The sequence below is a fragment of the Roseovarius halophilus (ex Wu et al. 2025) genome, from assembly GCF_047086965.1.
On sequence record NZ_JBKOTX010000183.1, the window covers coordinates 1 to 11,022 of the forward strand.

The window sequence follows — 11,022 nt, forward strand, 5'->3', positions numbered from 1 at the left end:
CGGTGCGGCACGCCCCAGGCCCAGGCCGCGCCATACCCAAGCGCGAAAATGCCGTAGGACTGGATGATGATCGGAACCGCGATCAGCGCGATCAAGAGCGGTTGCGCCAGGATCACCGGCCCCTGGAAACCGAAGAGCAGCACGACGGTGATCAGGAGACCCACGACCGAGGCCGGCTTGATCCGCGCGGTGAAGGCCGTCACCGCGGCCTCGCCACCTTTGGCGATCAGCGCCCGGCGCGTCAGGAGACCTGCGATCAGGGGAATGACGATGTAGAGGACGACCGACAGGATCAGCGTCTCCCACGGGACGCTGATGTCGGTCACGCCCAGAAGGAAGGCCACGATCGGGGCGAAGGCCACCACCATGATCAGGTCGTTCACCGAGACCTGCACCAGCGTGTAGTTGGGATCCCCCTTGGTCAGCTGCGACCAGACGAAAACCATCGCGGTGCAAGGCGCGGCGCCGAGCAGGATCAGGCCCGCAATGTATTCCGGTGCGCGCTCAGGATCGATCAGGCCGGCAAAGACGTAGTTGAAGAACAGGACCGCAAGCGCCGCCATCGTGAAGGGCTTGATCAACCAGTTGATCGCCAGCGTGATGACAAGGCCCTTCGGGCGCTGCCCCACCGCCTTGAGCGATCCGAGATCCACCGCGATCATCATCGGATAGACCATCGCCCAGATCAGTACGGCGACGACGAGATTGACCGAGGCGACCTCCAGCGCGGCCAGCGCGCCGAACAGACCGGGCGCGAGGCTGCCGAGGACGAGCCCGGCCAGGATGCACAGTGCGACCCAGAGGGTCAGCCAGCGTTCGAAAAGGCTCGTGAAAGTTCCTTGTCGTCGGGCATGCAGCAGACCGCAGCGGACGGTGCGGTCAGCGTGCCGATGAATTCGGCCAGCGGCCCAAGCGCAGCCGGGTGCAACGCGTAGCACGTACGCGGGCCGGATATCTCGCCGGTGATGACCCCGGCGGCCTTCAGGATGCGCAGGTGCTCGGAGACCGTGGACTGTGCCAGGCCGACAGCGTCCACGATGTCGCCTTCGATGCAGCCAGGGCTGGCGAGCAGCAGCCGCAGGATGCGCAGCCGCGCGGGATGCGCAAGCGCCTTGGCCAGCTCAGCAATTTCGATGTCGCTATCCAGCATGCAGCATCATTTATTCGTTTATCGTCGATAGGCGATTAGATGGAGCTATGCAATGATCTTCTGTGCGGAGTGAATGGAAGGGTTGAAGCTCCGGTCAAAGTCGCGCCTTGCGTCACGAGGAAGACCGGGAACAGCGCCCAGACCAGCGCATCGACGAATTTCTCGACAAGGCCCCGGTGGGTGCCAACTGCCAGAAGGTGCACACGGATGCGGTATCCGGCGCCGCGGTTTCGCCCGATGTACGGCGGATCGTCGCGGCGTCCTCAGACAAAATGTAAGCAAGGCCCATAACGTTGATACAGAAACGTTTTCTAACGGCCATGGCGGAGCCCCGGAAGCTGAATTCGGCGCTGTCTCTCATTCTGATCTTTTGCTCGGCTAGAGGGCACTCACGCCGCATCGCGGGTGTAGGATGTGACAATGCCGCCAAGTTGGCGGTTGCGGCGGATCGGGCCATCACGGACGGGCCGGAAATCGACTTGCAGCACATTGTTCCCGATACCCCGTCCACGATGCGGGCGCTCGGTGTTGTAATGTCGCACCCAAGTGCGGAGGATGTAGTCGAGCTGAGACCGGCTGAAGCAGACGAAAAAATCCAGACATTCGCGCTTGATGGTACCGATGAAGGACTCGGCGAAGGCGTTGGCGTCCGGTGCTCTGAGCGGGATCTGGATGACCCTGGCACCTTCCGATGCCCAGACTGTATCGAAGCTGGCGCTGAACTTGGTGTCGGGGTCTCGGATAAGGAAGCTCGGCTCGATCCCCTGCTTGGAGCACCACATAAGCGCGTTGCGTGCCTGCTGCGTCATCCATGCCGAGTCCGGGGCATAGGTCGGGGCACTGCAATACACGCGGCGGCTGCCGAGGTGGATGAAGATCAGCACATAGGCTGTCAACGGCCCACGGGCGGTGAGCACGGTCTTGGTGAAGAAGTCACATGCGACCATGCTTTCCATATGTGCCCGGACGAAGGTGGTCCATGGCAGTGCGGGCTTTTTCTTGCGCTTCTCAGGGCTCGGGTGGATGCCTGCCTCATTCAGGATGCGCTTTACCGAGTTGGCGCCGGCGTAGAGCCCCAGCTTTTTCAGTTCCCCCGCGATCCGCTTGTAGCCCCAGAGGAGGTTTTCTGACCCGATGCGAATGACAACGTCGCGCAACTCCTGTGTCAGGCGCGGCCTGCCCACGGCCTTGAAGGGGCGCCCACCACGCATCTGTGCAAGCCAGCGCTTGTATGTCGCAGGCTTTGCGACCTCCATGAGCGCGTCGATATCATGCCCACACTCCGCTCCGATGCGCAGCAGCTCGGCTTTCTCTTCGGGAGCGAGGATTATCCTCTGCGTCGGGATGCGGGCCCGCAGGATCTGGATTTGGGCCTTGAGCAGCCTCAACTGCGCGTTGTGCCGGGGCATGAAGAGCTGGGTCAGGAAAACGATATGGAGTGAGAAGGTCGAATTCATCTTGCCAGGCTCCACCACGGTGCTTAAAAAAATTGCTGCTATTTCAGCGTGATGGACCTCGCTTACATTTTGGCACCCCGCTCAGGAAGGCCAAAAATGCTGGGGCCTGGTTGTGGCCGCGAAAAATCCGACCGTGGGATGTGTTGGCGCCTTTGCGCGTGTTTCGCTGCCAGTCGCGATTGAACCAAGTGGCGATTCAAATCATCAGTCCTGTCAATTAAAACAATAGTTTAGAGGGTGGAGAACGTTGGATTCCGGTCCCATCCCCACCGACCGTTGTCGTCCTGGACAATCTGGCGACCCATCGGAACAAGGAAGCGGCTCAGGCCCGACACGACCATGGCTGCTGGTTCCTCTACCTCCCGCCATACTCGCCGGACCTGAACCCGATCGAGCAAGCCTTCTCCAAGCTCAAGGCCCATCTCCGGAGCGTCGGCGCACGCTCTTTCACCACCGTATTCGAAGCCATCGGCGAAATCTGTGACCTATACGACCCCGCAGAGTGCTGGAACTACTTCAAGGCTGCCGGATATGTCTCAAACTAATCTCGAAACGCTTTAGCTCGTGCTCTATGGCCTTAATGGTTAACGAGGTGCGTTGCGGCCGGGAACGCGTGCAAGGCCGGACGAGGTCAAGGTCGCGTGGACCTCTTGGCCGACGTTTGGCTTGACGCGACAGGCGACGGGATACGGCCTCGGGCGACCAAGATACATTCCGGTGGGAAAGCTGATTGCAGATGCCCGGAGAGGGGTATGCCGGGGCAGTGCGTGCCTTAGGCGACACGTCGCGTCGGCATCCCCCAGTATGCCGACACGGGGACTTGGTTTCAAGACGGTGGGCTCGACCTGTGGCCGCTTCCCCGATCACGCGTTGGCTTCGCGGATCTTGTCGGCTGCCTGCTTGTCATAGGTGACGCCTTGCTGTTCCAGAAGCTGGTCGAGTTCACCCGACAGGGTCATTTCAGTGATGATATCGCAGCCGCCGATGAATTCGCCCTTGACATAAAGCTGGGGAATGGTCGGCCAATCGGAATAGTCCTTGATGCCCTGCCGGATCGCCTCGTCCTCAAGCACGTTGATATCGGCGAATTCGACGCCCATGAAGTTCAGGACGCCGGCGACGCGCGAAGAGAAGCCGCACTGCGGCATTGACTTGGTGCCTTTCATGTAAAGAACAACGTCATTCGCCTTGACGGTTTCGTCGATGAGTGTCCTAGCGTCGGTCATTTGAGGTATCCTGTTCGTTGTCGTCGTTGTCTGGGGGTGTGCCGTGGGTCCCCGTCATCCCGCTGTCGGTTTCGGGGTCAAAGCTCGCTTCGTCTTCACCAATGGTCGTGACATGGGTGCTGTCGGTTTCAGGGTCGTAGCTCAACCCGTAGGTTGACCGACCCTCTGACTTGTACCGGCGGTATTCGTGCCACGTCGCATATCCGAACACGATCACGAAAGGTGTCAGCAGCAGGAACGCGAGTGTATTTGCCGCCATCGGTTTATTCTGGTGGCTTGGTGGTCAGCGCTAGGGCGTGCAGGTCACCGTCGGGGCCGTCCATCTTGCCTTTCAGGGCGGCGTAGACGGCGCGCTGCTGTTGCACCCGGTTCATGCCCTTGAACGAGGCATCGATGATCTCCGCCGCGTAATGGTTCCCATCTCCTGCCAGATCCGTTATCTTGACCTGTGCATCCGGAAACTCGGCGCGGATCAGGTCTTCGATTTCCTGGGCTTGCATCGCCATGCGCATACTCCTTTAGCCTAATGCCAGATGTAGAACGGGGTAAAAGCGGTTGCAAGATCCCCGGCGGAACAACGTTGTGCGCGCCGGCCTGCGGCGTTCCCGGCGTGCCGGGGGCGCTCATTCGAAATGAGTTGCGAAACTTTTCCGGAACAAATCCGAGAGATCGTCAAGCGGGGCTTCGCGGTCACCGAGCTTCACGCTGTCCCCGGTAAAGCGTCCCACTGTCCGGATCGGCACCTCGACCCTCGACGCGGCAGCCATCAGCGCCTCCGCCTCGTCGAAATTGCAGGCGACAAGGTAGCGCGCCTGATCCTCCCCGAACAGGAAGCCCATGTCGTCACTGTCAAGTTGCACGCCGACGCCCGCGGCTTCCGCCAGTTCGAAAGCGGCAAGCGCCAGCCCACCGTCCGACATGTCGGTGCAGGCCTTGATCCACTTGCTGTGATCGCGGATGAACTCGCCGTGCCGCTTTTCGGAGTCAAGGTCCACAGCCGGGGCCGCCCCCTCGGTCCGGTTGTAGACCTCGCGAAGAAGCGCGGACTGACCCAGATGACCAGTGGACTCGCCGATCATCAGAGCGACATGCCCGTCACGCGCCGCCCCCGTGATCGCATTCTCGGAGCCCTTGATCAGGCCGACAGCGCCGATTGTCGGCGTCGGCAGGATCGCCTGGCCATCCGTCTCGTTGTAGAGCGACACGTTGCCGGACACGATGGGCATGTCGAGGGTCGCGACAGCTTCGCCGATACCGCGGATCGCGCCGACGAACTGGCCCATGATCTCGGGTTTTTCGGGATTGCCGAAATTGAGGTTGTCGGTCGATGCCAGCGGGCGTGCGCCGACCGCGGTAAGGTTGCGATAGGCCTCGGCCACGGCCTGCTTGCCGCCCTCCACAGGGTCGGCATGAACATAGCGCGGGGTGACATCCGACGTGAACGCCAGCAGCTTGTCGGTGCCATGCACGCGGATGAGCCCCGCCCCCAGGCCTGGCGTGCGCACGGTGTCGGCCATGACCATGGTGTCGTACTGCTCGTACACCCACTCGCGCGAACAATAATTCGGCGAGGAAATCAGCGCCTTGAGGCCGTCGACGAGGTCGATTGCGGGCACGGTGTCGGGATCGAGCGGCGTGGCCGGTTCGGTCTCCGTCCAGTCACGGTCGTATTCCGGGGCCGACCCCGACAAGGTCGCGAGCGGCAGGTCGGCCTTCACGTCGTTGCCGTGCAGTATCAGGAACCTGTCCTCGGCGATGGTTTCGCCAACGATGGCAAAATCCAGATCCCATTTCTCGAAAACGGCACGCGCCTCGTCCTCCTTCTCGGGGCGCAAAACCATGAGCATCCGTTCCTGGCTTTCCGACAGCATCATCTCGTAGGCGTTCATGTCCTCTTCGCGCTGCGGCACACGGTCGAGTTGCAGCTTGACGCCAAGACTGCCCTTGTCACCCATTTCGACCGCCGAACAGGTCAGGCCGGCCGCGCCCATGTCCTGTATCGAGATCACGGCGCCGGTGGCCATCAGCTCAAGCGTCGCCTCCATCAGGCGCTTCTCGGTGAACGGGTCGCCAACCTGTACGGTGGGGCGTTTTTCCTCGATCGACTCGTCGAACTCCGCGCTTGCCATGGTGGCCCCGCCGACCCCGTCGCGGCCGGTCTTGGCCCCGAGGTAGACGACCGGCATGCCGACGCCCGAGGCTTCGGAATAATATATCTTGTCCGTGTCGACCAATCCCGCGGCAAAGGCGTTCACAAGGCAATTTCCGTTGTAGGCGGCGTCGAAACGCACTTCGCCGCCCACGGTCGGCACGCCGAAACAGTTGCCATAGCCACCGATACCTTCGATCACGCCATGCACCAGTTGTCTTGTCCTTGGGTGATCGACGTCCCCGAAGCTGAGCGAGTTCATGGCGGCGACAGGGCGCGCGCCCATTGTGAACACGTCGCGCAGGATACCGCCAACTCCGGTCGCCGCGCCCTGATACGGTTCGATGTACGACGGGTGATTGTGGCTTTCCATCTTGAAGACACAGGCCTGGCCGTCACCGATATCGACGATCCCGGCATTCTCCCCCGGCCCGCAGATAACTTGCGGTCCGTCCGACGGAAGGGTGCGCAACCACTTCTTGGACGATTTGTAGGAACAATGCTCGTTCCACATCGCCGAAAAGATGCCGAGTTCGGTAAAGGTGGGGTCGCGTCCGATTATCTCGAGGATGCGTTCGTACTCGTCGGGCTTGAGCCCGTGGGCTTCGACCAGTTCAGGCGTGATTGCCGGCTCCTGCATCTGAATGCTCCCATGATCGCGTTGGCGTCTCTTTAGGCCATGACGAAGACGGTGGAAAGGGGGCTCGACCGAATGCGCGGGCGCATCCCGTGCTTGACCGCCGGTCAAAATTGGCGTTGCTGTCCGGGATGATCGGCGGCGACCGTGGGGGGCGCGTGGAAATCCTTGAAAATCCTTGGCGGGGGCACGGGCTGCCCGACACGGTCATGAACGGCGCGCCAGCGCCAAGCGTCAATGCGGGCGCGCCCGAGGCCCTGTTGGCGCGCTGCCCGGCCGCGGCCGCAACGCCGCTTCACCGCGTGACGGAACTGGGCCCTGAACTTTTCGTCAAGGACGAACGCGGGCGAATGGGCCTTGGCAGCTTCAAGGCACTGGGCGCGGCCTACGTCATCGCGCATGACGCGGCCTGCGCCGGGCTGGATGACCCGGCAACCGCCTTGGCCGGACGTACTTACGTGACGGCCAGTGCCGGTAATCACGGGCTTTCCGTTGCCGCGGGCGCCCGTTTGTTCGGCGCGCGCGCGGTGGTCTACCTCTCCGAGACCGTTCCTGACGGTTTCGCGGCCCGTCTGCGCGACAAGGGCGCCGAGGTGATGCGCGAGGGCGCCGAATACGAAGCGAGCATGGCGGCGGCCGCTGATGCCGCCGACGCGAATGGCTGGACCCTGCTGTCGGACAGTTCGTGGCCGGGCTATTTCGACCTGCCGCACAGGTTGATGGAGGGGTATCTTGCGATGGCGGCCGAGGTCGCCGGGCAGATGCCTGCGCCCCCGACACATATCTTTCTGCAAGCGGGCGTCGGCGGATTGGCCGGGGCGTGCGCGGCCTATTTCCGCGAGGTCTGGGGCGATGCCCCCCGTGTCACCGTGGTGGAACCCGAGGCCGCGCCGGCGCTTTTTGCCAGTATCCGCGCGGGCCGGCCGGTTCCCACACAGGGGCCGGTTTCGACCATGGGACGCCTCGACTGCAAGGCGCCTTCGCTCATCGCGCTCCGCGGGCTGGCGCGTGACGCCGACGCGTTCCTCACCATTTCGGATGCCGCGGCAGGCGCCATTCTTGGCGACCTCGCGGCGCGCGATCTTGCGACGACCGAATCCGGCGCCGCCGGCATAGCGGCCCTGGGCCTCATGGGCCTCGGGGGCGGGGACCGGGCGCTCTGTATTCTCAGCGAAGCCGCCGACGAATGAGCCGCGGCTTTCCGGAGAGCGAGTTCCGACAGCGCGTGAGCCGGGCGCAGGACGCCATGGCACGCGAGGATCTGGGCGCGCTGCTCCTGACGACCGAGGCGGACATCCGTTATTTCACGGGCTTCCTGACCCGTTTCTGGGAAAGCCCGAGCCGGCCGTGGTTTCTTGTCGTGCCGGCACAGGGCGCGCCCGTTGCAGTCACCATCGGATCGGCGCCCCCTTGATGCGCAAGACGTGGATCGAGGACAACCGGACATGGCCGTCGCCCGCGCGCGAGGACGAGGGCATCGCGCTGCTCGCCGAGGTTCTGCGGCAATCCGGTGGGCGCGTCGGATTGCCATCACACGCACAGACCCATCTTCGCATGTCTCTTGACGATTTCGGGCGGCTCCAGAAAATCTGCGCGCTCACGTTCGACAATGACCGGGGTATCGTCGCGAAGCTGCGCACCATCAAATCTCCGAGAGAGGTCGACAAGATATCCAGGGCGTGCGCCATCGCCGATCGCGCCTTCGGGAGAGTGGGCGAGATCGCGTCAAGCGGTACTGCGCTGTCCGCCGTGTTCAGGGATATCCAGAAACTCCTTCTCGACGCGGGGGCTGATTGGGTGCCTTACCTTGCCGGCGGCGCCGGTGCCGATGGCTATCCCGATGTCATCTCCCCGGCGGATGACAGGCCCCTGCAACCGGGCGATGTGCTCATGCTCGATACCGGCGCGGTGCACGACGGGTATTTCTGCGACTTCGACCGGAATTTCGCCATCGGACACGCCACGGCCGCGCAGGCAACGGCGCATTCCCGCCTGATCGCGGCGACACATGCCGGGCTCGAGGCCGCCCGGCCCGGCACGCGGGCGTGCGACCCGTGGCGGACGATGGCCGGGATCGTGAGCGATGGCGAAGACCGCGGCCGGCTCGGCCACGAGATCCGCATGCAGCTTACCGAAGGGCTCTCGGTCATGGCGGAAGACCCGACCGTGCTTTGCCCCGATATGGTGCTTGCCCTCGAGTCGACCGTCGAGATGGTCAGCGGCGGGCTCATGGTGCACGAGGAAAACATATTGATTACCGACGGCAAACCGACGGCGCTGTCGCGGGTCCGACCCGGGAATTGCCCGTTATCTAGGCGCGCATGTCGCCGTTCGCCGCGACGCCAGTGCAGGCAGGTCGCCCGATTAATTGGCAATAAGCAAAAAAAAGGCCGAGCACTAAGCTCGGCCATAGTCCAACAGGGAGGTATGATGGTGACGCGCTGTGCTGTCACCGTCATAAGCCGCAGATAGGACCGGTTCTGATTTCGATCAAGGGATATTATGCCGCAGTTGCAGCATGGCCGATATGCGTTGCATGCATATCACGTTACCAAGGTGCACAAATTTCAGTCGGAGGCCTGTTCCTTGACCATTTTCCGATAAGACACGATCTCTTCCTGCACGAAATCCCGGAATGCCGCGATCCGTTTCGAATGCCGCAGTTCCTCGGGATAGGCCAGGAAAACCGGGACGGCGACAGATTGCACCTCGGGTAGAACCCGAACCAGCTCGTGGAAATCCCGCGCAAGGTAATCGGGCAAAACGCCGATCCCCAGCTTGTGCAGCACACCCTGTAGCACGCCGTAATAGTTGTTCACCGTCAGCAGCGACGGGATGTCGTGTGTCATGAGCTCTTGGACAAGCGTCGCGCCGGCCCCGACCTGCGCCGATCTGGGGTTTTGGCAGATCAGGCGATGGTCGCGCAGCTCCGCGATCGTTTCGGGTGTGCCGTGTTCCTCGAGATAGGCGCGCGCACCGAACAGGCACATGTGCACGTTCATCAAACGTTTCCGGATCAGGTCCGCCTGCGACGGTTCCTTCATGCGTATCGCGACATCGGCTTCGCGCATGGGCAGATCAAGAACGCGCTCTTCAAGCATCAGGTCGATCTTCAGGTCGGGGTACTTCTGGTAAAGTTTCGGCAGCCGCGGCGCCAGCCATAGCGTGCCGAAACCGATCGTGGTGGTGACCTTGAGTTCCCCGAAAACCTCTTCCTCGCTGTCGCGGATCCGGGCCGTCGCGGCATCAAGCCTTTTCATCATGGCACGGGTCGCGTCGAACAACAGTTCGCCCTGTTCCGTCAGGATCAATCCCCGGGCATGGCGATGAAACAGCGTGGTGTTGAGGGATTCCTCAAGCGCCCGGATCTGGCGCGAAACCGCTGATTGGGACAGGTGAAGCTGGTCGCCCGCATGTGTCAGGCTGCCGGCATCGGCAACCGCGTGAAATATCCGGAGTTTATCCCAGTCCATGACAACAACTTTCATTTCCTGCGCGTGCGTTTCCTGCAATAGCAGAAAAGTGTCGCACCTTCACAGTCTTACGGCTGGACTTTGCGAAGTTTTACTTTGTAGGTCAGCGATAATGACCTAAAATGGCATTATATTCAGGCAATACAAGCACCAAACGGAGGCTGACGTGGGCAAGCGCCAAATTTCACTGGACGATCGGTTTGATCTCGCGGCGTCTTCGGTTCTTCTGAACGGAACGCAGGCGCTTGTCCGGCTGATGCTGATGCAGGCCGCGCGTGACAGGGCCGCCGGTTTCAACACCGCAGGCTACGTCACCGGCTACCGGGGGTCGCCCCTTGGCGCGGTCGACATGCAGATGGCCCGCGCGCGCGAGCACCTCGAACGCGCCAATGTCGCCTTCCAGCCCGGCATCAACGAGGACTTGGCCGCGACGGCGCTGTGGGGGACGCAGCAGGCCGAATTGCGCGGCGAAGGCCGTTACGACGGTGTTTTCGGGCTCTGGTACGGCAAGGGGCCCGGCGTTGACCGCTCCGGCGACGTGATGCGCCATGCGAACATGGCCGGCACCAGCCCGCTTGGCGGTGTCGTCATGGCGATGGGTGATGATCACACCGGGGAATCCTCGACCGTTTGCCATCAGTCCGACTGGGCAATGATCGACGCTTACATGCCGGTCCTCAGCCCGGCGGGCGTGCAGGAGATACTGGACTACGGGCTCTACGGTTTTGCGCTCAGCCGGTTCGCGGGCGTTTGGGCCGGGCTCAAGACCATGAAGGACACGGTGGAGGTTACAAGCATCGTCGATGGCCGTCCGGACCGGATACATTTTGCCCTGCCGGACTTCGACATGCCCGATGGCGGGTTGAACATCCGGTTGAACGACCACTGGGTTCCGCAGGAAGCGCGAATGATCGACTACAAGAGGTTCGC

12 protein-coding genes and 1 pseudogene are annotated in these 11,022 nt (G+C 62.3%); 5 read left to right on the forward strand and 8 right to left on the reverse strand.

The genetic code is table 11. The annotated features are described in order from the left end of the window. The 3 genes from arsB to ACH107_RS25550 form a co-directional block, all read right to left on the reverse strand. Positions 1 to 857, reverse strand: an 857-nt coding sequence (arsB, locus tag ACH107_RS25540; RefSeq protein ID WP_412508428.1) for an ACR3 family arsenite efflux transporter, incomplete at its 3' end; no start/stop codon positions are given. Then, entirely contained in the window at positions 806 to 1,150 is a 345-nt protein-coding gene (locus tag ACH107_RS25545; RefSeq protein WP_412508414.1) for an ArsR/SmtB family transcription factor, read from the reverse strand. The genes ACH107_RS25545 and arsB, both read right to left, overlap by 52 nt. A 389-nt stretch (positions 1,151 to 1,539) precedes the next feature. Further along, a complete protein-coding gene (locus ACH107_RS25550) occupies positions 1,540 to 2,607 on the reverse strand; it encodes an integrase core domain-containing protein (protein ID WP_412508415.1) in 1,068 nt (355 codons plus the stop codon). 251 nt (positions 2,608 to 2,858) lie between these two features. Between ACH107_RS25550 and ACH107_RS25555 the strand changes: the two genes are divergently transcribed. Continuing rightward, positions 2,859 to 3,152, forward strand: a complete 294-nt coding sequence (locus tag ACH107_RS25555) for a transposase (protein WP_412508429.1) — start codon at positions 2,859 to 2,861, stop codon at positions 3,150 to 3,152. A 318-nt stretch (positions 3,153 to 3,470) separates the two neighbouring features. On the opposite strand, the gene grxD is transcribed toward ACH107_RS25555, so the two are convergent. From grxD to purL, 4 genes are all read right to left on the reverse strand, one after another. Further along, positions 3,471 to 3,833: a Grx4 family monothiol glutaredoxin gene (gene grxD / locus ACH107_RS25560; protein WP_412508416.1), complete on the reverse strand. Its 363-nt coding sequence runs from the start codon at positions 3,831 to 3,833 to the stop codon at positions 3,471 to 3,473. Next, positions 3,820 to 4,092 (reverse strand): hypothetical protein, encoded by a 273-nt coding sequence (locus tag ACH107_RS25565; RefSeq protein ID WP_412508418.1) that lies wholly within the window; start codon positions 4,090 to 4,092, stop codon positions 3,820 to 3,822. Before ACH107_RS25565 ends, grxD begins: the two co-directional genes overlap by 14 nt. 4 nt (positions 4,093 to 4,096) lie before the next feature. Then, entirely contained in the window at positions 4,097 to 4,339 is a 243-nt protein-coding gene (locus ACH107_RS25570) for a BolA family protein (RefSeq protein ID WP_412508420.1), read from the reverse strand. A gap of 117 nt (positions 4,340 to 4,456) precedes the next feature. Further along, a complete protein-coding gene (gene purL, locus ACH107_RS25575; protein WP_412508422.1) occupies positions 4,457 to 6,622 on the reverse strand; it encodes a phosphoribosylformylglycinamidine synthase subunit PurL in 2,166 nt (721 codons plus the stop codon). Positions 6,623 to 6,777: 155 nt separating this feature from the next. On the opposite strand from purL, the gene ACH107_RS25580 reads away from it, so the two are divergent. The 3 genes from ACH107_RS25580 (at position 6,778) to ACH107_RS25590 (ending at position 9,091) form a co-directional block, all read left to right on the forward strand. After that, entirely contained in the window at positions 6,778 to 7,809 is a 1,032-nt protein-coding gene (locus tag ACH107_RS25580; protein ID WP_412508423.1) for a pyridoxal-phosphate dependent enzyme, read from the forward strand. Next, the gene (locus tag ACH107_RS25585; RefSeq protein WP_412508425.1) at positions 7,806 to 8,033 is read left to right on the forward strand and encodes an aminopeptidase P family N-terminal domain-containing protein; all 228 of its coding nucleotides are present in this window, start codon (positions 7,806 to 7,808) and stop codon (positions 8,031 to 8,033) included. Before ACH107_RS25580 ends, ACH107_RS25585 begins: the two co-directional genes overlap by 4 nt. A 140-nt stretch (positions 8,034 to 8,173) precedes the next feature. Continuing rightward, positions 8,174 to 9,091 (forward strand): M24 family metallopeptidase, encoded by a 918-nt coding sequence (locus tag ACH107_RS25590; protein ID WP_412508427.1) that lies wholly within the window; start codon positions 8,174 to 8,176, stop codon positions 9,089 to 9,091. A 95-nt stretch (positions 9,092 to 9,186) separates the two neighbouring features. Here the strand turns inward: ACH107_RS25590 and ACH107_RS25595 are convergent, their stop codons facing one another. Then, on the reverse strand, positions 9,187 to 10,092 hold the full coding sequence (locus ACH107_RS25595) for a LysR family transcriptional regulator (RefSeq protein ID WP_412508431.1): 906 nt from the start codon (positions 10,090 to 10,092) through the stop codon (positions 9,187 to 9,189). A 166-nt stretch (positions 10,093 to 10,258) separates the two neighbouring features. Between ACH107_RS25595 and ACH107_RS25600 the strand changes: the two are divergent. Then, positions 10,259 to 11,022: pseudogene (locus tag ACH107_RS25600) on the forward strand (indolepyruvate ferredoxin oxidoreductase family protein); the annotation flags it as partial.

Coding starts and splice junctions, on each gene's coding strand:
- ACH107_RS25545 (WP_412508414.1), bottom strand. CDS start 1,150: ATGCTGGATAGCGACATCGAAATTGCTGAGCTGGCCAAGGCGCTTGCG.
- ACH107_RS25550 (WP_412508415.1), bottom strand. CDS start 2,607: ATGAATTCGACCTTCTCACTCCATATCGTTTTCCTGACCCAGCTCTTC.
- grxD (WP_412508416.1), bottom strand. CDS start 3,833: ATGACCGACGCTAGGACACTCATCGACGAAACCGTCAAGGCGAATGAC.
- ACH107_RS25565 (WP_412508418.1), bottom strand. CDS start 4,092: ATGGCGGCAAATACACTCGCGTTCCTGCTGCTGACACCTTTCGTGATC.
- ACH107_RS25570 (WP_412508420.1), bottom strand. CDS start 4,339: ATGGCGATGCAAGCCCAGGAAATCGAAGACCTGATCCGCGCCGAGTTT.
- purL (WP_412508422.1), bottom strand. CDS start 6,622: ATGCAGGAGCCGGCAATCACGCCTGAACTGGTCGAAGCCCACGGGCTC.
- ACH107_RS25585 (WP_412508425.1), top strand. CDS start 7,806: ATGAGCCGCGGCTTTCCGGAGAGCGAGTTCCGACAGCGCGTGAGCCGG.
- ACH107_RS25590 (WP_412508427.1), top strand. CDS start 8,174: ATGTCTCTTGACGATTTCGGGCGGCTCCAGAAAATCTGCGCGCTCACG.
- ACH107_RS25595 (WP_412508431.1), bottom strand. CDS start 10,092: ATGGACTGGGATAAACTCCGGATATTTCACGCGGTTGCCGATGCCGGC.